This window comes from Streptomyces sp. NPDC048483 (assembly GCF_040651455.1).
Taxonomy (GTDB): Bacteria; Actinomycetota; Actinomycetes; order Streptomycetales; family Streptomycetaceae; genus Streptomyces.
Genome location: NZ_JBEZJZ010000016.1, coordinates 37,202 through 58,229 on the forward strand (window position 1 = coordinate 37,202; position 21,028 = coordinate 58,229).

Here is a 21,028-nt window from a genome sequence, read left to right on the forward strand (position 1 = left end):
CCCTTCCGCCGGCCGTTCCCCGGGGCCGTTCACCGGGCCAGGTACCGCAGCGCGGAGCGGGCGGCGTTCGCACCGCACATGCCGTGCACCCCCGCACCGGGTGGGGTGGCCGCCGAGCACAGGTACACGCCGGGGATGCCGGTGCTGTAGGGGTCGAGGGCCATGCGGGGGCGCAGCGCGATCTGCCGTGCGCTGTTGGCGCCGGCGACAATGTCGCCACCGACGAAGTTCGCGTTGTAGCGGGCCAGTTCGCCGGTCGAGCGCGCCGAGAGGTCCACGATCCGCTCCCGGACCCCCGGCGCGAACCGCTCGATCTGGCGCAGCACCGCTTCGGTGGCGTCACCGGGGTAGCCGTGCGGGACGTGGGCGTACGCCCAGATGGGGTGGAGGTCACCGCGGGAGCGGCCAGGGTCGGCGAGGTACTGCTGGCCGACCAGGACGAACGGTCGCTCGGGCAGCCGCCCGGCGGCGGTCTGCGCCTCCGTCCGGACGACTTCCTCCAGGGTGCCGCCCAGGTGCACGGTGCCCGCGCGGCGGCATGCCTCATGGGTCCACGGGATGCCGTCCTGGACGGCGAGGTCGACCTTGAACGCCGCCGGTCCGTGCCGCCAGTCGCGGTAGGCCCGGCGCACCCGGCCGGGCAGCCGGTCGCCGCAGATGCGTGCCGCGGCGCCGGGCGCGGTGTCGAGCATGACGATCCGGGCCGGGGCGAGTTCGGCCAGGGAGTCCACCCGCACCCCTGTCTCGATGGTCCCGCCGAGCTGGGCCAGCAGTGCGGCCAGCGCGTCGGTGATGGTCCGCGACCCACCGCGGGCGACCGGCCAGCCGAAGCGGTGGGCGGCACCGATCAGCATCAGCCCGACCGCCGAGCCGGCCGGTCCGGTCAGCGGATACATCAGATGTGCTGCCGCCCCCGCGAACAGCGCCCTGGCCTCCGCGGTGCGCCAGCGCCGGGCCACCGCCGTGGCCGGCTGGAGCGCCCTGAGTCCGAACCGGGCCAGCGCCACCGGATGCGCGGGCAGATGAGGCACCGGGCGCAGCACATCCTCGGTAAGCGCGTCGAAGTCGTCGGCCAGTGGGGCGAACAGCCGCTCCCAGGCGGGGCCGTCCACGCCGAGCCCGTGCACGGTCCGCTCCACGGAGCGGAGCAGCACCCCGGCCCGCCCGCCGTCCAGCGGATGGGCCAGATCTACCTCGGGCCACGCCCAGTCGACGCCGTACCGCTCCAGGCCGAGAGTCCGCAGGAACGGCGAGCCGACGCCCAGCGGGTGGACCGCGGAGCAGTGGTCGTGCAGCAGTCCGGGGAGGGTCAGTTCGCTGCTTCGGGTGCCGCCGCCGATTTCGTCGGCGGCCTCCAGGACGGTCACCTTCAGCCCCCGCTGGGCCAGGGCGACGGCGGCGGCCAGCCCGTTCGGGCCGGACCCCACCACGATCGCGTCACTCATGTGCGGCCGCCACCCCGGTCGCCGGTCGCGGGCGCGCGACGGGCTCGACGGGAATCGCGGGCGTCTCGTCGTCGAGCCAGGGCTGCCGTCTCACCATCTCCCGTACGTTCACATATCCCTCCTCGATCAGGCCGCTCGCCGCGTCCACGATGCGGTAGTGCTGGCGCTGCCGGTGCGTCGGCTGGGACTCCAGCACGACGACGCGCAGGTCGCCCGGCGCGAAACCGCACCGCTGCTGTACGGCGGCCACCAGCTGCTCGTTGTGCAGATGGCCGTCGCCGAAGTTCCAGCCGAGGACCGCTCCCGCCACGGTCTCGCCGTCGCGCACATCGTAGGACTCCACGTCGTCCACGGCCCGTGGCAGCAGCCCGGCCAGCGCGCGTCCGTGGCTGTGCATCGCCCTCCAGGCCAGCCCCTGGTGCAGCACCAGATCGGCGGCCTCGGCTCCGTACAGACGGGTGAGCTGGTCCACGGGCAGACCGGATGCCTTCACGACGTGCTCGTTGAGCCGGTGCTCGGTGCCCTTGCGGAAGCACCACAGGCTGGTGGCCCAGTTGCCGGCGTAGTAGCGCATCGAGGGGAGGAACGACACCAGGTCGGGGCGGAGGTGACCGAGCAGCGGGACCGCCACCAGGCCCAGCACCAGTGCCGCGGTCAGCAGCGGGGAGTGCAGGGCGAAGGCGCCGACCGACGCGTCGTGGCCGAAGAGGACGAGCGCCGAGTAGATGAAGAAGACGTTCCACTCCAGCGGCACGCCCATCGGGAACGTCGACATGATGTGCAGATGGAAGACGACCATCACGGCCAGCGCGATCGTGGTGGCGGTCCCGCCGTGGGAGAGCACCAGGACCAGCGGCACCGCGTACTCGATGACCGTGCCGCCGTGCGCGGCCACGGCGGCGAGAGCGGACGGCCTGAGATCGTCGGGATGGTGGCGGTACAGCCGGCGCTTGAACCAGGCCGGACGCAGCGGGCTGTTGCTGATCATCACCGCCACCACGAACGGGAAGTGGCGGTTGAGCTTGGAGGAGGCGGCGCCCCACCACAGGGCGAGCATGACCAGTTTCAGCGCGGCGGTCATGTCACTCACCGGGAAGAGGAAGACCAGGAGCGTCAGCCCGTAGTGCTCCGCGCGGGCGGCGAGGAAGACGGCCTTGTCGCGCAGCCCGAGCAGCGCGAGCAGCGCGGCGAGGACGGCGACGCGCCAGGGAGCCGGCACGCCGGACGCGCCCGGGTCGCCTCCCTCGCCCGGTGAGCACAGCAGCCACACCGCCGCCCCCAGCAGCGCCGCGTACAGGGCCACGTCGGCCACCGTGCGCCGGGTCCCCGCGGTGAACGGAATCCGGCCGGGCCAGGGGGGCAGCCGTACCGTGCCGGGGCGCAGCCAGTGCAGAAAGGCGCCCACCGGTGGCAGGAAGTGTGAGCTGAGCGGGCCCGAGCCGCAGCCGAGGCCCAGCACCTCCCACAGCAGCGTCCAGACGACGAGTTTCTGATAGACGATCGGCTGCGCCCACCAGGAGCCGAAGTGCGCGATGCTGCCCACGCCGGGGGTCGCGGAGACGACCGCGATGCCGCCGAGTGCATACGCGGTGATCTTCACGAGGTACAGCAGGTGCACGATGCCGGGGGTGCCGAAGCCGTGCAGGGTCCAGTGCTCGGCCAGCGGCCTGATGCGCTGCTGGTAGGGGCGGCTGCGCCACTGCGGTATGTCGACGTCGGCCGTGTGCGGTACGAGGAATCCCATGGCTGCCCTTCCGTTTCCGTTCAGCCGGCCGTGGTGACGGCGGTGGTCCTGGCGCGCAGCGCGGGCTTGTCCGTCTTGCCGACGGGATTTCTCGGCAATCGGTCGACCAGAGTGATCCCGGTGGGCACCTTGAACCGTGCCAGCCGGGCCCGGCAGTGTCCGACCAGGTCGCCCGCGTCGGCCGTCGCGCCCGGACGCAGCGCCACGAACGCCACCGGTACTTCGCCGAGCCGCGGGTCGGCGGCGCCCACCACGGCGGCTTCGAGCACCTCGGGGTGGTCGCCGAGGACGGTCTCGACCTCCTTGGGGTAGATGTTCTCGCCGCCCCGGATGATCATGTCCTTGATGCGGTCGACCAGCACCAGATAGCCGTCCTTGTCGAAGCGGCCGACATCGCCCGTGTGCAGCCAGCCGTCGACCACGGCGCGGGCGGTCTCCTCCGGGCGGCCCAGGTAGCCGCGCATCACGTTGGGTCCGCGGACGACCACCTCACCGGTCTGTCCCGCCGGGACGATCCGGCCCTGCGGGTCCATCACGGCGACCTGCTGGCCGGGCAGCGGTCGTCCGACCGTGCCGGGCCTGCGCGGGCCGTCCAGCGGGTTGGTGGTGGAGGCGCAGGTGCCCTCGGAAAGGCCGTAGCCCTCGAGGATCGGGATGCCGTAGCGGCGCTCGAACCGCTCGATGAGCGCGGGCGGCATCGGGGCCGCCCCGCAGGCGGCGAACCGCACCGACGAGGTGTCCGGCCTTACGTGGTCCGGCAGTTCGGCGAGCATCGAGTAGATCGCCGGCACCGCGGAGAAGCAGGTCGGGCGCGCGACGGCGACCAGGTCGAAGAAGGTCTCGGCGCGGAACCGCCCGGCCACCGTGACCCGTCCGCCGGCCAGCAGCGGGGACAGCACGCCGACCACGATCCCGTTGACGTGGAAGAGCGGCAGGATCAGCAGGCTGTGGTCGGCCTCGGAGAGCCGGGCGGACTCGATCATCATGCCCGCCATGGCGGCGAGGTTGGCGTGGTCGAGCATGACGCCCTTGGGGCGCCCGGTGCTGCCGCTGGTGTAGATCAGCAGGGCGAGCGCGTCCGCCTCCGTCTCCGTCTCCGGTGCGGCCGTGTCCTCGGCCGCAGCGCGCAGTTCGGCCACTGTGAGTGTCCCGGCGCGTGGCGACGGCTCCGCGGTGACGACCAGCGCGGCACCCGCATCGTCGAGCTGGTACCGCACCTCGCCTTCGGTGAGTGCCGGGTTGACCGGGGTCACCGCCGCGCCGAGTCGCCAGGCGGCGAAGAGCGCGACGACGAAGTCCACCGTGTTGGGCAGCAGCAGGGCCACCACGTCCCCGCGCCCGATGCCCCGCGCCCGAAGGGCCGCCGCGGCCTGCCGGACGCGGCCGGCGAACGCCGCGTTGTCCAGGGGTTCCAGGGGCTCCAGAGGCTCCAGGGGTGACACTTCGTCAGCTATGCAGGGGCCGTCCGCGTCCTGTCGGGCCCGCAGATCTGGCAGTTCCGCGATGTGCATGTCGGCTCCTCGAAGTACGTCGACGGACGTCGGGCGGACGGGTGCGCGTTCCGACGCGGGACGGATGTCCGGTACGTGAGGAGAGACGGTAGGAATCGAAGGTGCTCCCGGCCCATGGGCGCGGACGACGACGCTCGCGGCCCGACTTGTGCGCGGCGCACGAAACCGGGGCGGCACGCCCGAACTGGGCCGCACGCCCGCACTGGTCCACACGCCCGCATTGGGCCGCACGCCCGCACTGGTCCGCGCCGGCCCCGAGGCACGCTTCACTCGGGGCCGGCGCAGGGTCGTGGGGAGTCCGGGTCAGACGAAGGCACTCTCGCCGGTGACCGCCTTGCCGACGATCAGCGTGTTCATCTCGCGGGTGCCTTCGAACGAGTAGATCGCCTCGGCATCGGCGAAGAACCGGGCGATGTCGTAGTCGAGCACGATGCCGTTGCCGCCGAAGATCTCCCGGCACCATGCCACCACTTCGCGCATCCGCGACGTGACGAACGCCTTCGCCAGCGAGGAGTGCTCGTCACGGAAGACGCCGGCGTCCTGCAGCCGTGCGAGCTGGACCAGCATGCCCCAGCAGGCGGTGATGTTGCCGAGGCTCTTGACCAGCAGGTCCTGCACCATCTGGAACCGTGCGATCGGGCGGCCGAACTGCCTGCGCTGCTTGGCGTAGTCGAGTGCCAGCTCGTAGGCGCCGATCATCACGCCGAGGGCCTGCCAGGCGACCCCGCTGCGGGTGGCGCGGAGGATCTCCGCCACGTCGCGGAAGGAGTTGATCCGCTGCAGCCGGTTGGCCTCGGGCACCTTGACGTCCGTCAGGGTGATCTCGGCGTTCTCCACGATCCGGAACGCGATCTTGTTCTCGATCTTCACCGGGGAGAAACCCGGGGTGCCCTTCTCGACCACGAAGCCCTTGACCTTGTCGTCCGCCTCGTCGCGGGCCCAGACCACCACCAGGTCGGCGAAGGTCGCGTTGCCTATCCACCGCTTGGCGCCGTTGAGCACCCAGTTCTCGCCGTCCCAGCGGGCCGTGGTGCGCATGCCTCCGGCCACGTCGGATCCGCCGAGCGGTTCGGTCATCGCGAAGGCACCGATGGTGTCCAGCGCGGCCATCGAGGGCAGCCAGCGGTCCCGCTGTTCCTGGTCGCCGCCCCGGTAGATGCTGTACATCGCGAGGCCGCTGTGCACGCCGAAGAAGGTGGCGCTGGAGGCGTCGGTGCGGGTGTACTCCATGGACAGCATGCCGACCAGCAGGTTGCTTCCGGCCGTCAGCGGGTCGCCGTATCCCTCGTACGGGACGCCGGCGAGGCCCAGCTCACTGAACTTGCCGATGAGCTCGCGGGGGAACTCTCCCTTGGCCCAGTACTCGTTGACCAGCGGCTTGATCTCGGCGCGCATGAACGACCGTGCCCGCAGCAGCAGTTCGCGCTCGTGGGGCGGCAGCAGCGCCTCGACGTCGTAGAAGTCCGCGGCCAACCGCTCATCGGCAGGAGCGTTCTCGGATGCCTTCTCGGATGCCTTGTCGGTGGCCTTCTCGGTGGCCTTCTCGGGCAGCAGGGCGGTCATGACCGGGTCTCCTTCTTCGTGCTGGTGGCGCTGTTTCGGGCGGACAGCACGGCGATCTGCCGGGCGTCGCGCTCCTGACTGAGGTCGGCGTAGGAACGGGAGCCGTAGGCGTCCTCGACGGCCGCGACAAGCCGTTCGGTCTGTTCGGGGCCCTGCTCCGGGCGGCCGAGCGAGTCCCACATCTTCTGCATCGACACGCCGATGTGCTCGGCCATGTGCCGGTAACCGCCGGGGCCGCCGCCGAGGTGCGCGCCGAGGAACGGCCCGACCGTCGCCCAGCGCAGGCCGAGTGAGTTCACCATGACGGTGTCCAGCTCTGCCGGGCTGACGACTCCCTGCTCGACCAGGTAAATCGCCTCCCGACTGAGGGCGTTCTGCAGGCGGTTGCCGACGAAGCCGGGGATCTCCTTGCGCTCGACGACCGGGACCCGGCCGACGAAGCGGTAGAACTCGACGGCCCGCGCCACGCTCTCCTCGGAGGTGCGCTTTCCCGGCACCACCTCCACCAGCGGCACCAGGTGCGGCGGGTTGAAGGGGTGGCCGATCAGGATCCGGTCGGCCTCCTCGATGGTGTCGGTGAACGCCGTTGCGGGGATCGCCGAGGACGAGCTGAGCAGCAGCGCGTGGGCGGGGGCGGCATTGACCAGAGTCGTGAACAACTCCCGCTTGAAGTCGACGTTCTCCGGCCCGTTCTCCTGGACGACGTCGGCGTCGCGCACCGCGTCGGCGAGATCGTCGGCGATCAGCACCCGCTCGGCGAGGCCGTGCACGTCCAGGCCCTGCGCGGCCAGTTGTCCGGCCGCCCGGTCGAGCGCCTCGGCGACCGCCTCGGCCAGGTCAGGACGGGGGTCCGTGATACGGACCCGCATGCCGTGGCCGGCGAAGAGCGCGGCCCAGGACAGGCCGATCGTCCCCGCGCCGACCACCGCGGCGCTCGTGAATGGCTTGGTCATCACATGTCTTCCTTCTGCGTCCGTGGCCGCGTTCACCGCACGGGGTGGGCGGGGCGGGCCAGGTAGTCGTGGACGGGCTTGACCGGTGCCAGGGTCAGGTCGGTCAGGATGTGGCTGGCGGAGACGATCTCGCGCACCGGCAGATCGGCCAGCGGTGCCAGCACGTGCGCGAAGAGCTGCAGCCGGGCGGGGCCGGTCCAGGCGCCCTTCACCGTGATGTCGGTGATCTCGCTGCGCACCAACTGGGCGACCTGCGGAGCCCCGTCGAACCCGGGGACCAGCTTCAGCATGTAGGTCGGCACACCGACCTGGGCCACGGCTTCCTCGACCGGCAGCTCGTAGTGCTTGTAGCCCATCGTGGCGGTCGCCACCCGCAGCGTGCCCACGTCGAGGACACCGACCAGCGCTCCGTGGTCGACGTAGAGCGCGGGCGAGCCGGCCGTCTTGGGATAGGCGCTGGCCTCGCGGCCGGACGTGATGGCCGGAAGGTTGTCCAGGTACATCGCGTGCAGGTACTCGCCCCGCTCGCCTTCGTGGCGGACCGGGATCGCCTGGCCGGACTCGGTGTACGGGCCGTATCCGCTGACGTCGCCCATGCGCATGACCTCGAAGCGCACCAGCGGCTCGTCGATCTCCAGCGGCTCGGGCACGACGGCGCGCAGTGCGTCGTGGTCGGTGCGGTAGACGATGTTGAGGTACTCGCGGTCGGTGAAGCGCGGCGCGACCGGCGGATAGGCCGGGTTGGCCAGGGGCGTGGCGATGTGCCGGGGCACGTCGTGCTGTTGCATGGTGTGTTCTCCCTCGGGGCCTACCGGCCCTGCCAGACCGGGGAGCGGCGCTCGGTGAAGGCGGTCATGCCTTCGCGTACGTCGGCGGAGGCGGCGAGCTGGGCCATCTGCCGCCCCTGCACGGCGAACGCCTCCGCTTCGGGCGCGCCGTCGGCGGCGCGGACGAGTTCCTTGACGGCGGCCAGTGCCAGCGGGGCGTTCTGCGCGATCCGCTCGGCCAACTGCAGGGCGGCAGCGAGGGTTTCCCCGGCCGGCACGACACGATTGGCGATGCCCAGCCGGCCGGCCTGTTCGCCGGTGACCGGCTCGCCGGTCAGCAGCAGTTCCATGGCCAGGTGGTACGGGATGCGCCGGGGCAGCCGGATCACTCCGCCGCCCGCCGCGATCAGCCCGCGGCCGACCTCCGGGAGGCCGAGCCGGGCGTCGTCCGCGGCGACGATCAGATCGCAGCCCAGGGCCAGTTCGAAGCCGCCTCCCATGGCCCAGCCCTCGACGGCGGCGATCAGCGGCTTGGTCGTGGGGGCCTGGGTGAGACCGCCGAAGCCGCGCCCCGGGATCTCGGGCGATTCACCGGCCAGCGCGGCCTTGAGATCCATTCCGGCGCTGAACGTGCCGCCGGCGCCGGTGAGCACGCCGACCCGCAGGCCGGGGTCCGCCTCCAGCTGGTCGAGGGCCGTGGACAGTCCGGCGGCGACGGCCGCGTTGACCGCGTTGCGCGCCTTGGGCCGGTCGATGGTGATGAGCAGGGCGGAACCGATGGTCTCGGTCCGCACCTCGTTCGTGGTGCTGTGCATGATGTGTGTGTCCTTGCTGGGCGACCGGTCAGCGACCGGCGGCGAGTTCCTGGAAGACCTCTTCGGTGTGCTGGCCGGGCAGCGGGGCAGGCCGGCGGACCGATCCCGGTGTGGCGGAGAACCGCACGGGGATGCCGACCGAGCGGATGGCGCCCTCGCTGGGGTGGTCCACCACGTCGAGCAGCCGGCCACCGCGCACATACGGGTCCTCGGCGGCCCGGTCGAGTTCGAGCACGGGGGCCATCGGGATGCTGTGCTTGGCGCAGACCCGCTCCCACTCCTCGGTGGTCAGGCGGGGCGAGCACTCCCCCACCAGCTCCATCAGGGCGTCGACGTCGGCATCGGCGATGGACTCGCCGTTGACACGGGGGTCGGCGGCGAGGTCGGCACGGTCGGCGGCGAGGAAGAAGTCCCGGAAATTCTGTGGGTTGTACGGCATGACACAGGCCAGGCCGTCCCCGGTGGGCACCGCGCGGTGCCCCCGCTTCATCGACAGCGGGAACCCGGTGGGCCCCTCCGGCGGCTCGAAGACGTGGCCCGCCAGGTGCTCGACGAGGTTGAACGCGATGAGCGTGTCGGTCATCGGGATCTCGACGTACTGGCCGGCGCCGGTGCGGTCACGGTGGACCAGCGCGGCGAGCACCGAGTAGACGATGGTCAGCGCGCAGACCTTGTCGCCGATGATGGTCGGCAGGTACGCCGGGGTGCCCAGCGCCCGGTTGGCCACGTCCACCAGACCGGAGGCGGCCTGCACGGTCTCGTCGTAGGCCGCGTTGCCGGCCCGGTCGGAGTCGCTGCGGAAGCCCTGGGCGTGGGCGTAGACCAGGCCGGGGTTACGGGCGGCGATGTCGGCGTGACCGAGGCCGAGGCGGGCGAGCGCGCCCGGGCGCATGTTGGTGACCAGCACATCGGCGCCGTCGACCAGTTCGAGTGCCCGTGCGCGGTCGGCGTCGTCCTTGAGGTTCAACGTCACGCTGCGCTTGTTGCGGTTGACGTTGAGGTTGAGCGGGGTCATGCCGGGTGTGGTGCGGTACGGACCCACCCGAACCGTGTCGGACGGGGACTCGATCTTGATGACGTCGGCGCCGAGGTCGCCCAGGATCTGCGCCGCGTAGGGCCCCATCACCACCGTTGACAGATCGATCACCCGCACGCCGTCCAGCGGACCTGTGGTGCCGGCGGCCGTAATGTCCATCATCACTCCTGTTCACGCAGTAATTTCACGATGAATGTTTCCACCGACGACGTTATGCGTGAACGGACCGGAAGGGAATGATCAACTGGCGAACAAGGGTATGACCACAGCAGTCACACCCTTTCCTGCACTCCACGGAAAAGGAATTACGGAAGTCATTCAGGCGGTGATGACATCGTCGAAGATCCGGCGGGCCCGGGCAGCGACCTCGCTCAGGTCCCCACCGGCATTCGCCCGGTCAGCGCGGAACAACAGGCCGGTTGTCAGGGTGGGTTGGAAGTCCTCGACCGGCAGCACGGCCACGTTGTCCAACCGGTAAAGGTGCATGGGGCTCTCCGGCGAGAGCATGGTCATCGAAAATGCGATGCCGGAGGAAATCAATTCCGAGCTTCCGGAATAGTCCGCGACGTTAATGCGGATCCTCTTCTTCACGCCGACCGAATGAAGACGGCTATCGATTTCCTCGAAATAGACCGGGGTGGCGTCGTTCGGCGTGGCCACATACGACAGGTCGGCGAGTTCCTCCAGGGTGACGGACGCCCGCCCCGCGAAGCGGTCGGCCGGAACCGCGGCACCCAGCACCTCGCGCATCACCTCGATGATCTCCAACGCAGGGTCGGAGACCGGCAGCCGGGCCAGCGCCATGGCCAGCCTGCCGTCGCGCACCGCGTCCGCCAGGTCCGCCGACGTACCGGGCCAGCGCTTGAGTTCGCACACCTCACGGCAGGCGTCCTCCAGCAGCCCGACCCGGTCCCGCAGCAACGGATGCACTCCGGCGGGCATACCGATGAACAGCCTGCCCAGCCGCGGCTGCACCGCTTCGCTCAGCCGCCACGGGATCGAGTTGACCCGCTCCAGGATGTCGCGCGCCATCGGCAGCAGCGCGGCACCGGCCGGGGTCAGATCGACGCGGTGGGTGGTGCGCTCGAAGAGCTCATGACCGAGTTCGCGCTCGAGATCCTTGATCCGCTGGCTGAGCGGAGAAGCCGCCATGTGCAGTCTGCGCGCCGCCTGCGAGAAGTTGAGTTCCTCGGCCACGGCGACGAAGTAGCGCAGGTGCAGCATGTCCACACCGGTCAGCCTACCCATGGCGGGAGTCCCCGGTCAGATGCTGTGGCGCCCGTGTACCACCAGCAGACGCAGAACTTCCTGAACGCCCCGCAAAGAATCCATCTGCGAAGGTCAGAGGTCCATATGACCGCTTCACCCAGGTCAGGGCCGTTGGTGGGGCCAACCAGGGGTGACACGAAGAGTCGCGGTGCTGCCGATGGCCAGGGTGCGCGCGAGTCCGTACCTGATCTTCAAGCCGCGCGACTGGCTGTGAGGGGAGCCTCGTCCGTTGCGGGCGCGGGGACGCCGCCCTTGCCGAACAGGTCGAGCATGGCCTGCATGTCGGCATTGGCCTCGTCGCCGAGCGACATCTGCTCATCGCCGGCACCGCCCACCTCGGCGGCGATTTCCTTCGCCGACGCGGTGGACGAGGCGATGTCGACACTCTTGCCGATGAACTCGACGCGGTTCTCCAGTACGTACACCGCGAAGGCCGCGATGTCGTCCACCGCGATCCACGCGATGGGGACGTCCGGGGCCGCGAGGTGCATGAACTGCCCGCCCTCGAACTGGTCCAGGATCCAGGAGCGTCTGGGTGCCGGCGGAGGAGCTGTAGAGGAAGTGGCCGATACCCGCCGCGTGCGCGGCGTCGATCAGGGCCTTGCCCTGACGGACCTCGCCGTCCACGCCCGCACCGCCGAACGGAGTCCCCATGGCGAACACGCCGTCGGCGCCCTCCATGGCGGTCCGCAGCACGGCGGCGTCGTCGAATTCACCGACGACGAGCGCGGCGCCTGCCGCGTGCAGCGCCGCGGCGGCCGGGGAATCGGCGTTGCGCGTCAGGGCCCGGACGCGGTGTCCGCGCGCCGGCAGCAGCCGTGCGACGGCGCCCCCTGTGCTCCCGTCGCTCCGATTGCCAATAATTCAAACAACACAGAATCTTCCTTCAGAACATCACGGACACGTCACTGGATGCGTCCTGGGGTCGGTGGTGCTTTCCCCCGTGCGCCGTACGGCGATCAGCCGTCCGACGCCAGACTCTGGGTAGACGCGAGAGCGGCGGGCTCGAACAACAATCCGCCGTGCCGGACGACGCCCTGCACCTCGCGCCAGATGCGCTGGACCGGATCGCCGTCGGTCCGGAATCCCACCGTCGGCCGTGGTCGCCATCCGCGTCATCAGTCGCGACGCCGCGTCGACCTCGGCCGCGGCACGGGCGAACGACAGCCGCTGGGCCTCTGTCCCCGGCCGCCCCAGGACTCCCGCCAGGGACTCGGCGGCCAGGCCGACCGCCGCCCGCGCCCACAGCGAGGAGATGGTTGACCGAGACCTGCACCTGAGCTCGACCTGGTTGCTGATCGTCACTCACGCGGGGGCCCCGGACAGGAAATTGATCAAAAGGATGTAGGTGCTGGTGCCGGCGACGATACTGAGGACCGCATTGCGCCTCCAGAGATGCAGCGCGGTGGTCACCAGCAGCGCCACGGCTTGCGGGATTCCGTAAGGGCTGTTGTTGAGGGGGACGTCCCGGAGTAGGTAGACCACCAGGATCACCATGAATCCGGGTGGCATGAGGCGTGCGAGATACTTTGTGACGGCGGATGAGCGGAGTCGGGCGACGCATACGAACGGGACGGCTCGGAGGGCAAAGGTGATCACCGCGACCGTCAGGACCGCGCCCGCTATGAAAGCGGTATCAGACCTCATGGGGTGTCCTGGGGGTACGGGTGAGGCGGTAGCGGGTCAGCAGCGCCAGCACATACAGCGACATGCCGACGACGAGTATTTCGCCCGGGGCGACAAGCCGCGCAAAGAGTGCGCACGCGGCGGCCACGACAGGTGCGGGAACGTCGCGGGTCGCGCGGCAGGATTCGATCGCGAGCACGGCGAACAATGCGGTGAGAGTGAAGTCCAGCCCGTTGATGGTGGGAATCCAGCGGCCGAACAGCGCACCGGCTATACCGCCCGTCACCCAATAGGAGTGCAGGAGGGCCTGGGTGGCGATGATGCGTTTACTGGTGAACGATTCCGTGGGGCGTGTGGCGAGTAGTGCGTAGGCTTCGTCGATGAGCGCGAACATCGCGTAGGTCTTGGCGAGTTTGCCGCGGACGCGGTGCAGGGGAAACGACAAGCCGTAGAAGATATGGCGGAAGTTGACGGCACATGCGGTGAACGCGATCGAGGCCAGCGGTGCCGATGCCGCAAGCAGGCCAACCAGAAGAAACTCGAATGATCCGGCATAGATCGACCCGCTGATCAGAGGTGTCCACCACCACGCCAATCCGGACTGGACGACCAGCAGCCCGAAGGTGAGGCCGAGCGAGACCATGCCGAGCCCGATCGGCCACGTCTCGGCCCATGCTCGGCGTAGATCCGATCGTTCTCGGCCGCCAGGCGTGCGTTCCGGTTGCGTGGACGTTGGAGGGGATGTCATGGCGGCAACGCTAGCCATCCGCCTCGGCAATCCGATGGCGAAATCTTGCTCCTCAGCGTCCGGCTGCGCACAATAAGCGCTGTGGACAAGATAGATCGCGCAATTATTGCGCAGCTTCAGCGTGACGCCCGAATCTCGAACACGGAGCTGGCCGACCGGGTGGGCCTCACACCCGCGCCATGCCTACGACGCTTCCGCCGACTCGAGCAAGACGGCGTCATCCTCGGGTACCACGCCCGTGTCGATGCGGAGTCGATGGGTCGCTCCTTCGAGGTGAACGTCAACGTCGAGCTCTCACACAAAGACCGCGAAACAGTGGAGAATTTCGAAGCGCGCGTCGCCTCATTCGATGAAGTCATCGAGTTTCGGCGCATGTTCGGCCTACCGGACTACTTTCTGCGCATCGCCACGGCCGACCTGAGCTCGTACGAAAGGTTCGTCACTTACAAACTTGAAGACACCCCTGGAGTCGCCAGGGTCGATTCCCACCTCACCATGAAAATCATCAAGACGACCCACAGCATGGAATGAGGTCTTCTCCAGTGAACATGGGTGCGTAAGTGGCGGGTTCACCGTGCCTCACTCAGCCTCAGACGCAGTCGAAGCCCCAGAGAGCGTCCGAGAGGGATTCCGCCCCGTGCCACGGCAGTTGGTCGACCCGGGCCGGAACGCCCGCCCGCTGAAGCGGCGCCGACCCCCACCACAAGAACCCGGGTATCCCGCCCTCGGCGGAAACCTTCGCGGGGACGTTCGGCCCCGTGGGTCAGGAACGCTATCCGCTCCTGAAAACGGGCTTCTTCCTGCTCGCTCAGTATTCCCTGGGGCTACTCGGGAACGCGGTGAAGCGCCGGCACACAACTCCGCGAGCGTGGCTCCCGAGCTCAGCGGCCCCGAGAGTGCAGTCACCCACTTGCCGTTTACTCCCAACCCGATTTGCTCTCAATTGACTTCACTCATCGAAGATCAGCCCGCAATATTCCGGCAACTGCAGGAACGCCAAACCGGCAAGCAATAACAGCCATATACATGGTGCAGTCACACAATTGTCTTGCGTTTCCCACGCGCTTGGATGTCCGCAGCACCTCGAAAACGCTTGTGCCTTCATCGGTGAACGGCGCTACCGGTCGGCGAGTCGCTGCCCGGCGGTCTGACGCCGGAGCGGGCGGGGTTCCGGGTACTTGTGGCGTTGCTGGGGCGGGGCGGGACTGACCTCCACAGCCGCCTGTTACCGCAGCCGTACGAGGCAGGACGTGGTGGTGCCACCCGGGCCGTACTTGATATCGGCGTAGAGTTCGCCATCGGCACAGGTTGACTTCGGCTTCTCGAGCCTTCGGGTCACCTTGTACTCGGCGTCGGCCGATCCGCAGTCCGTGACCTGCAGGTCCTGATCCTGCCAGTCGCCTTCGTTGCGTACGCAGTCACCTACGGCAAGGGTCGGTGCCTTCTCGGACTCGTTGCCATAGGGCTGCTGTTCCTTCGGCTTACCGACGATCATGCCGAACACGGTCAGCGCGAGTAGCGCCAGGACCAAGAGAGCCACAAGAGCCACCGGCACCAGACACATCAGGGCCTCAGGCCTGCGCAGAAGAGATTTGCCCGGGTCGAGGGAGGGGCGGAAACCGCCTGTGGGAGCGGCGAGTTTACGAAAGCGCGCCCGGGGGCCGAGGTTCGCCAGCAGGGTGAGCGGCGTGATGACCACGGACAGCGGCCCCCACCAGCCCTGCCAGAGGGTCTTCGCGGACATCTCACGGTAGGTGGCCAGCCCACAGGAGCGGCAGAACACTCCCCGACGGCTCAGGAACCTCATCACCACGATCAGGCCCTGATGCCCGCGCACGGTGGCCGGCACGGCAGGCTGAGCACCGCAGAACTGGCAGCCCGACGTGCCGGGCTGGTGCCCATGGGGATGGGGATGCGGCGCGTACGGATGGGGTGGCGCGTACGGCGGGGTGTACGGGACGGCGGCATGCGGCGCTGCGTACGGGCCGCCGGGCGCCGGAGCGGGCGAATACGGGCCGGGCGGTGGTGGCGGGGTGGCCACGGAGATCCCCCTTGGTCTCGCGTAGCGTCGTCGGGTCCGGCGACGCCGGAAGACCCTATCGGCCCTCGTCGGCCGCCTTCCCACGGGCGGCCGAGGTCACCATCCGTAGCGCCGACCGAGCGCCCTCCTCCGGCAGGGCGCGGGAGCGGAAGCCGTCCTGGCGCCCCGAAAGGGCCGGGCCGTCGGGTGACGGGCCGGCCCTTTCAGTGGGCGAGCGGTCAGACGCGGTCGGCTGCAATCAGGAGGTACTGGAAGGAACCGTCCTTGTACGAGTTGATGAACGCCTCTTCGATGCCGGTGACCAGCGAGGACGTGGCCCGCAGCTCCCAGTAGGGCAGGGTCGCAGCAGTCAGGTCGACGACGGCCTGCGGTACGAGACGGTTGTCGGCCATGGCGCGCAGGTATTCGCGGCGGGAGTGGATGTTGCACTCGAAGTGCGCGTTGATCTGGGAGACCCACTTCGAGGGCTGGCCGTAACGCGGGTTCCAGCAGCCGGTGATGGTCACATAGCGACCGCCGACCTTGAGGATGCGCGAGTGCTCGGCGAAGAGGTCGTGCAGGTCGACGTACATACTCGACTCGTTGTTCCACGAGGCCGCGGCCTGCCCCGTCTCGAAGGGCATGTCGAGCATGTTGCACACGCGGGCCTGGACATGGTCCTGGATGCCGAGTTCGTGGGCGCGCCGGTTGGCGAAGGCGGCCTGCTTGGCGGACAGGGTGACGCCCTCGGCCTTGCATCCGAAGCGCTGATGAGCCATGACCATCGAACCGCCCCGGCCGCAGCCGGCGTCCACGAGCGTGTCGTCACGCCCGAGGGAACCGAGGTGGTCCAAGAGGACTTCGGCCTGCGCCGACTCCAGGCGATGGAGCTCGGCGATCAGCTTCTTCTCGTACTCGCTGTCGTCGGCGTCCCCGAGGGCGGTGTGGTCGACGTCGCCGATGCCGTAGTGGTGGTGGTAGAGCCCGTCGACGTCGCCGAGACGCAGGTTCACGGGCCTGGCCTCCTCGTCCCAGTAGCGGGCGATGTCACCCTGGTAGGGCGACGCCGGGGCGGGGACGAAGGTGGAGGTGGCGGTGGTGAGATCGGTGCTGGTCACAGATAAGTCCATCCTTACCAGAAATCGGGCAGGCTGTAGCGATAGGTGTTGGTCTGGTGCCAGTAGTGGTTTCCGTCGACCCAGACGGCCACTCCCTGCAGGAAGCGCAGCACGTTCGGGGCGGGGCAGGCGGCGGCCAAAGCGGCGGCTTCGGCTTCGAAGGTGTGCATGAGGTCGTTGTGGACCTCGACCGCTTTGAGGTAGGCCTCCCGGTCGGAGACGCCCTCACGTTCGGCGATCACCACGGGCAGGTTCAGGTGCCGGCCGGGGCTGTTGAGTTCCTTGGTGTACGAGTACAGGTCGTTGACGATGGTGGTGGCGTTGCCGGCGAGCGCGATGACCCGTTGCATGGCGGGCTGGGCGTGCAGGTCTGCCGGCAGTTCGTAGCCGCCGACGGTGTCGGTGATGGTCGGGCAGGGGCGGAAGTTGTTGAACTGGCGCATCGCCAGGTACTCCCACACCTCGGGGACGTGGTCCATCTCGGCCCAGGCGGCTTCGGCGAGGTACCCCATGTGCAGCCGGGCCATGTCGTGCCGGAACCGGTCGGCCTGGGAGGGGCTGGCCGCCTGGACGAAGTACTCCATGGCGGACCGGTAGGCACGCCGGGGGGCGTCCGAGTGGAGCGATTCCGCCCACCCCCGCTCGTACTCCTGCGTGGTGTGCAGCGGGTCGAGAGCCGTGTGCGCCAGCAGGAGGCGGCTGCCGAGACCGATGGGCGAGCCGCCGTGGTCCTCGCAGTAGCGGTCGTCGACCGCGTTCTCGGCGACCATCAGCCGCGTGGCGAGCATCAGGTGGTCGATGGTGGGAGCGTCGGGATGGCAGGCGACCATGTAGCGGCCGACGGAGAAGCCGTCGAACTGGTCCTCCCACTCCGGGGGGTACACCTGGGCCTCGTCCACCGCCCATGTCTTGATCCTGCGGCTGACCTCCTCGGCCCGCGCCGGCTCGGGCTCCGGCACCGGGCGGTAGTAGAGGCCCGGGACAGGTGTGCCCTCCACCGGTGTCTCGGGCTCTGGAGGCTCCTCGCGCCGGACCAGGTGCAGGCTCGCCGTGCCCAGACCACTGGGGCCACGCAGGATCCGTTCCAGGACAGCGTTCGAGCTCCTCACCGCGGCCGCATCCTCCTGGGCGTGCGGAGCGATCAGGTCGCCATCCGGGCCGTCGTCGGGTACGGACGCGTGCACGGGAACGGCCCCGGCGGCAGGGACGGGGGCGGAAGGCGGGCCGGGCAGGGCCGGCTGGGCGCCGGCTTCGACGTCGGCGGCGTGGGTGCCGGCTTGGGTCCCGAGGCGGGCCGCGGCGCCCAGCAGGCTCGACTGCAGAGGGGAAATCCCAGGATCAGGCATCCGTAGCTCCTTGGTGAGGTGGGTGTGCTGTCCCGGACCCCGGGCGTGCTGCCCGGCCCGGGAAGGTCCGGGCCGTGGTGGCCGTCGGACGGGGCCTCTAGTCGCGTCTGCGCGCGATCTGCACGTTCTCCAGCACCCCGAGCGCATCGGGCACCAGGCCGGCGGCGGAGCGGTAGGTGGTGAGCAGGTCCGAGACAATCGCCTGCCCGCTGGTGCCCATCAAGCGCACCGACAGGCCCGGCTCGCACTCCTCCGGCAGGCCGGTCCGGCGTACCTCGCCGACGCGGAAGTCGCGTGGGACGCACCGGCCGACGACCACGGTCAGCACATCGGCACCGTCCTGGAACTCGATGCGCCCTTCACCGACGGTGCAGTTCAGCCGGCGGTTCGCCCGATAGGCGCCACCCTTGGCAAGGTTGCGAGCAGCCGCGGTGTGCGGGCTGGACTGCCGAGGCGGCGCCATCTGCGCTTCCGGGCTGGCCTCAACGGTCATCGGGCGAGCTCTCCTTCGTGAGGTCGGTGATCGGCGTACCTGGCGTCAAAGTGAAAGAGAAAAATGGTTCGAATACCTGGCAATCAAGAACGAATATCCGAGAATCCGTCCAGATCCCAGAAAACAGTAACGGCCGGTACGCCCGGCTCGCCCATGAGGCCGTTGGAGTTACCTCGATGCAGTGATCTTGCTCCGCACCGGGTTTATCCGGACGGGCGACGGCATTCGGGCCAGCTGATCGAGAGCACATTTCACATACAGCAGGGCATCCACTCTGCCCCCATCTTCGGTGCTCACAGCCTGATTTGACGGCTCATCAGCCACAAACAGGCCTCCCGGCCCCTTCCGCCCGGTCCCGTACCGGACCGCGAAAGCGATCACGGCCCCTTCCGTGCCGCGTTCTTTTGTGCCTATACAGCCGGGGAAGCCCTGGAGCTTCCCAGCCCCCGCAGGACAGCACTCTGGAGGACGGCGCCTTGGACGGCACACCCCTTGACTCGGCCGATTTTCCCCGGCAGTTCGCACGCACCCGCCGCTTTTCCCTCGGTGTACCGAGGCAGTTCGCCCTCTCCCCTGACGGCCGACGGGTCCTCTTCGTCCGTACGGGGTCGGGCACGGACCCGATCGGCCGGTTGTGGCAGTACGAGGACGGGGCGGAGCGGCTGTTGGCCGATCCGGCGGTCCTGGTGGGGGCCGGTCCGGAGGCGGTGCCCGAGGAGGAGCGGCTGCGGCGGGAGCGGGCTCGCGAGCGCTCGGTGGGCGTGGTGGCGTATGGCGCCGACCACGCCGCCCACCTGGTGGCCTTCGCGCTGTCCGGGGCGCTGTGGGCGGTGCGTACGGACGGCGGCGCGCCGTTCTCCGTACCGGCGGCCGGACCGGTGGTCGACCCCCGCCCCTCCCCCGACGGGCAGCACATCGCGTATGTCAGCCGCCGGTCCTTCCACGTCGTCGGCCTGGACGGCACGGACCGGCAGCTGGCCCGCAGCGAGGGGCCCGAGATCGGCTACGGGCTCGCCGAGTACACGGCCGCCGAGTCGATGGGCCGGTCGCGCGGCTACTGGTGGGCGCCGGACAGCCGCCGCCTCCTGGTGGCGCGGGTCGACACCTCCCCCATGGAACGGCGTTACCTCGCCGACCCGGCCGACCCGGCGAAGCCGCCACAGGCGATCCGCTATCCGGCGGCGGGGACCGCCAACGCCGAGGTCGGCGTGCAGGTGCTCACTCTGGACGGGAAGCGGGTGGACGTGACCTGGGACCGCGCGGCGTACGAGTACCTCGTCGACGCGGGCTGGGACGCACACGGTCCGTTCCTCGCCGTACAGAGCCGTGACCAGCGCACCGTACGAACGCTCACGGTGGATCCGGCGACCGGCGCCACCGAGGTGTGCCACGAGCGGACCGATGCCGCGTGGGTGCAGCTCGTGGCCGGAACGCCGGCACGTACCGCCTCGGGCGCGCTGGTGCTGCCCGAGGACACGGACGACACCCGGTATCTGACCGTCGGGGGCCAGCGGGTCACCCCCGGCGGGCTCCAGCTGCGCGCGGTCCTCGGCGTCGAGGGCGAGCGGGTGCTGTTCACCGCGAGCGAGGACCCCACCGAGACCCATGTGTGGCGCTACGAGCCCGGCCACGGCATCCGCCGGCTGAGCGGGGAGCCCGGCAGGTACGGGGGCGTGGGGCGCGGCGGCACGGTCGTCCTGGCCGGGGTCACGTCACGGGGCGCCGAGGTGACGGTCGTACGCGAAGAGGACGGCGAGGAGGTGGCCCCGGCGGTCATCGCCTCGCTCGCCGAGGACCCGGTGGTTGCGCCCCGCCCGCTTCATCTCACGCTCGGGAAACGGGAGTTGCGGGCCGCGCTTTACCTCCCGTCGTGGCACAAGGAAGGCGCCGGGAAGCTGCCGGTGCTGCTCGACCCGTACGGGGGCCCGGCCGTGCAGATCGTGGGGCGCGACCGTGGCTGGCCCGCGGGTGTGTCGCAGTGGTTCGCGGAGCAGGGGTTCGCGGTCCTGGTGGTCGACGGCCGCGGGACGCCGGGGCGGGGGCCGGCCTGGGAGAAAGCCATTCACGGGGACCAGCTCAAGCCCGCCCTCGAGGACCAGGTGGATGCGCTGCGGGCCGCCGGGGAGCGCTTCGGCGACCTGGATACGGCGCGGGTGGGGATCCGTGGCTGGTCGTTCGGCGGGTTCCTGGCGGCGGCCGCCGTGGTGCACCGGCCCGATGTCTTCCACGCGGCGGTGGCCGGTGCCCCGCCCACCGACCAGCGGCTGTACGACACGCACTGGAAGGAGCGGTTCCTGGGCCACCCGGACGAGCACCCGGAGCACTACGCGCGCTCCTCTCTGGTCGGCCACGGCCACCGGCTGCGCCGTCCGCTGCTGCTCATCCACGGCCTCGTCGACGACAACGTGGCGGCCGCGCACACCCTGCGCTTCTCGGCGGAGCTGCTCGCGGCGGGCAGGCCGCACTCCGTACTGCCGCTGCCCGGCGCCACCCACAGCCCGGCCGATGACGCGGTCAACGAGAACCTGCTCCGCTTCCAGCGCGATTTCCTGCGCGACGCCCTGGGGGAATGAA

At 69.8% G+C, this 21,028-nt stretch carries 18 protein-coding genes and 1 pseudogene; 2 read left to right on the forward strand and 17 right to left on the reverse strand.

Going from position 1 to position 21,028, the window contains the following annotated elements; all coding sequences use genetic code 11:
• Nucleotides 1-29: 29 nt before the first annotated feature.
• The 13 genes and pseudogenes from AB0D04_RS11470 to AB0D04_RS11530 all read right to left on the reverse strand — a co-directional run bounded on the left by AB0D04_RS11470 (nucleotide 30) and on the right by AB0D04_RS11530 (nucleotide 13,384).
• Nucleotides 30-1,445, reverse strand: coding sequence for an NAD(P)/FAD-dependent oxidoreductase (locus AB0D04_RS11470; protein ID WP_362701922.1), 1,416 nt, complete (start codon nucleotides 1,443-1,445; stop codon nucleotides 30-32).
• Nucleotides 1,438-3,189, reverse strand: a complete 1,752-nt coding sequence (locus AB0D04_RS11475; protein ID WP_362701923.1) for a DUF3556 domain-containing protein — start codon at nucleotides 3,187-3,189, stop codon at nucleotides 1,438-1,440. Before AB0D04_RS11475 ends, AB0D04_RS11470 begins: the two co-directional genes overlap by 8 nt.
• Before the next feature lie 20 nt (nucleotides 3,190-3,209).
• Nucleotides 3,210-4,700 carry an AMP-binding protein gene (locus tag AB0D04_RS11480; RefSeq protein WP_362701924.1) on the reverse strand — a complete coding sequence of 497 codons (1,491 nt, stop codon included), beginning with the start codon at nucleotides 4,698-4,700 and terminating at the stop codon, nucleotides 3,210-3,212.
• Nucleotides 4,701-5,003: 303 nt separating this feature from the next.
• On the reverse strand, nucleotides 5,004-6,263 hold the full coding sequence (locus AB0D04_RS11485; RefSeq protein ID WP_362701925.1) for an acyl-CoA dehydrogenase family protein: 1,260 nt from the start codon (nucleotides 6,261-6,263) through the stop codon (nucleotides 5,004-5,006).
• A complete protein-coding gene (locus AB0D04_RS11490; protein WP_362701926.1) occupies nucleotides 6,260-7,252 on the reverse strand; it encodes a 3-hydroxyacyl-CoA dehydrogenase NAD-binding domain-containing protein in 993 nt (330 codons plus the stop codon). Before AB0D04_RS11490 ends, AB0D04_RS11485 begins: the two co-directional genes overlap by 4 nt.
• Nucleotides 7,249-8,004, reverse strand: a complete 756-nt coding sequence (locus AB0D04_RS11495; RefSeq protein ID WP_362701927.1) for an acetoacetate decarboxylase — start codon at nucleotides 8,002-8,004, stop codon at nucleotides 7,249-7,251. Before AB0D04_RS11495 ends, AB0D04_RS11490 begins: the two co-directional genes overlap by 4 nt.
• A 20-nt stretch (nucleotides 8,005-8,024) precedes the next feature.
• Nucleotides 8,025-8,798 carry a crotonase/enoyl-CoA hydratase family protein gene (locus AB0D04_RS11500; RefSeq protein WP_362701928.1) on the reverse strand — a complete coding sequence of 258 codons (774 nt, stop codon included), beginning with the start codon at nucleotides 8,796-8,798 and terminating at the stop codon, nucleotides 8,025-8,027.
• Nucleotides 8,799-8,826: 28 nt separating this feature from the next.
• Entirely contained in the window at nucleotides 8,827-9,996 is a 1,170-nt protein-coding gene (locus AB0D04_RS11505; RefSeq protein WP_362701929.1) for a CoA transferase, read from the reverse strand.
• A 156-nt stretch (nucleotides 9,997-10,152) separates the two neighbouring features.
• Nucleotides 10,153-11,058 carry a LysR family transcriptional regulator gene (locus tag AB0D04_RS11510; RefSeq protein ID WP_362702010.1) on the reverse strand — a complete coding sequence of 302 codons (906 nt, stop codon included), beginning with the start codon at nucleotides 11,056-11,058 and terminating at the stop codon, nucleotides 10,153-10,155.
• A gap of 236 nt (nucleotides 11,059-11,294) precedes the next feature.
• The gene (locus AB0D04_RS11515; RefSeq protein WP_362701930.1) at nucleotides 11,295-11,594 is read right to left on the reverse strand and encodes a hypothetical protein; all 300 of its coding nucleotides are present in this window, start codon (nucleotides 11,592-11,594) and stop codon (nucleotides 11,295-11,297) included.
• Between the two features lie 49 nt (nucleotides 11,595-11,643).
• A pseudogene (locus AB0D04_RS11520) lies at nucleotides 11,644-11,967 on the reverse strand (NmrA family NAD(P)-binding protein); the annotation flags it as partial.
• A 441-nt stretch (nucleotides 11,968-12,408) separates the two neighbouring features.
• The gene (locus AB0D04_RS11525; RefSeq protein ID WP_362701931.1) at nucleotides 12,409-12,750 is read right to left on the reverse strand and encodes an AzlD domain-containing protein; all 342 of its coding nucleotides are present in this window, start codon (nucleotides 12,748-12,750) and stop codon (nucleotides 12,409-12,411) included.
• A complete protein-coding gene (locus AB0D04_RS11530) occupies nucleotides 12,740-13,384 on the reverse strand; it encodes an AzlC family ABC transporter permease (RefSeq protein WP_362702011.1) in 645 nt (214 codons plus the stop codon). The genes AB0D04_RS11525 and AB0D04_RS11530 overlap by 11 nt, the downstream gene beginning before the upstream one ends.
• A gap of 174 nt (nucleotides 13,385-13,558) precedes the next feature.
• Here AB0D04_RS11530 and AB0D04_RS11535 point away from each other — a divergent pair, with 174 nt between their 5' ends.
• Nucleotides 13,559-14,008: an Lrp/AsnC family transcriptional regulator gene (locus tag AB0D04_RS11535; RefSeq protein WP_362701932.1), complete on the forward strand. Its 450-nt coding sequence runs from the start codon at nucleotides 13,559-13,561 to the stop codon at nucleotides 14,006-14,008.
• A 694-nt stretch (nucleotides 14,009-14,702) separates the two neighbouring features.
• Here AB0D04_RS11535 and AB0D04_RS11540 read toward each other — a convergent pair.
• The 4 genes from AB0D04_RS11540 to AB0D04_RS11555 all read right to left on the reverse strand — a co-directional run bounded on the left by AB0D04_RS11540 (nucleotide 14,703) and on the right by AB0D04_RS11555 (nucleotide 18,454).
• The gene (locus AB0D04_RS11540) at nucleotides 14,703-15,326 is read right to left on the reverse strand and encodes a hypothetical protein (RefSeq protein ID WP_362701934.1); all 624 of its coding nucleotides are present in this window, start codon (nucleotides 15,324-15,326) and stop codon (nucleotides 14,703-14,705) included.
• A 410-nt stretch (nucleotides 15,327-15,736) separates the two neighbouring features.
• Nucleotides 15,737-16,627, reverse strand: a complete 891-nt coding sequence (locus AB0D04_RS11545; RefSeq protein WP_362701935.1) for a geranyl diphosphate 2-C-methyltransferase — start codon at nucleotides 16,625-16,627, stop codon at nucleotides 15,737-15,739.
• Between the two features lie 2 nt (nucleotides 16,628-16,629).
• Nucleotides 16,630-17,961 carry a family 2 encapsulin nanocompartment cargo protein terpene cyclase gene (locus tag AB0D04_RS11550; protein ID WP_362701936.1) on the reverse strand — a complete coding sequence of 444 codons (1,332 nt, stop codon included), beginning with the start codon at nucleotides 17,959-17,961 and terminating at the stop codon, nucleotides 16,630-16,632.
• 97 nt (nucleotides 17,962-18,058) lie between these two features.
• A complete protein-coding gene (locus AB0D04_RS11555; RefSeq protein WP_362701938.1) occupies nucleotides 18,059-18,454 on the reverse strand; it encodes a hypothetical protein in 396 nt (131 codons plus the stop codon).
• 476 nt (nucleotides 18,455-18,930) lie between these two features.
• Here AB0D04_RS11555 and AB0D04_RS11560 point away from each other — a divergent pair, with 476 nt between their 5' ends.
• Entirely contained in the window at nucleotides 18,931-21,027 is a 2,097-nt protein-coding gene (locus tag AB0D04_RS11560) for a prolyl oligopeptidase family serine peptidase (protein WP_362701939.1), read from the forward strand.
• Nucleotide 21,028 lies beyond the last annotated feature (1 nt).

Coding starts and splice junctions, on each gene's coding strand:
- AB0D04_RS11470 (WP_362701922.1), bottom strand. CDS start 1,445: ATGAGTGACGCGATCGTGGTGGGGTCCGGCCCGAACGGGCTGGCCGCC.
- AB0D04_RS11475 (WP_362701923.1), bottom strand. CDS start 3,189: ATGGGATTCCTCGTACCGCACACGGCCGACGTCGACATACCGCAGTGG.
- AB0D04_RS11480 (WP_362701924.1), bottom strand. CDS start 4,700: ATGCACATCGCGGAACTGCCAGATCTGCGGGCCCGACAGGACGCGGAC.
- AB0D04_RS11485 (WP_362701925.1), bottom strand. CDS start 6,263: ATGACCGCCCTGCTGCCCGAGAAGGCCACCGAGAAGGCCACCGACAAG.
- AB0D04_RS11495 (WP_362701927.1), bottom strand. CDS start 8,004: ATGCAACAGCACGACGTGCCCCGGCACATCGCCACGCCCCTGGCCAAC.
- AB0D04_RS11500 (WP_362701928.1), bottom strand. CDS start 8,798: ATGCACAGCACCACGAACGAGGTGCGGACCGAGACCATCGGTTCCGCC.
- AB0D04_RS11505 (WP_362701929.1), bottom strand. CDS start 9,996: ATGATGGACATTACGGCCGCCGGCACCACAGGTCCGCTGGACGGCGTG.
- AB0D04_RS11510 (WP_362702010.1), bottom strand. CDS start 11,058: ATGCTGCACCTGCGCTACTTCGTCGCCGTGGCCGAGGAACTCAACTTC.
- AB0D04_RS11515 (WP_362701930.1), bottom strand. CDS start 11,594: ATGCACCTCGCGGCCCCGGACGTCCCCATCGCGTGGATCGCGGTGGAC.
- AB0D04_RS11525 (WP_362701931.1), bottom strand. CDS start 12,750: ATGAGGTCTGATACCGCTTTCATAGCGGGCGCGGTCCTGACGGTCGCG.
- AB0D04_RS11545 (WP_362701935.1), bottom strand. CDS start 16,627: ATGGACTTATCTGTGACCAGCACCGATCTCACCACCGCCACCTCCACC.
- AB0D04_RS11550 (WP_362701936.1), bottom strand. CDS start 17,961: ATGCCTGATCCTGGGATTTCCCCTCTGCAGTCGAGCCTGCTGGGCGCC.
- AB0D04_RS11555 (WP_362701938.1), bottom strand. CDS start 18,454: ATGACCGTTGAGGCCAGCCCGGAAGCGCAGATGGCGCCGCCTCGGCAG.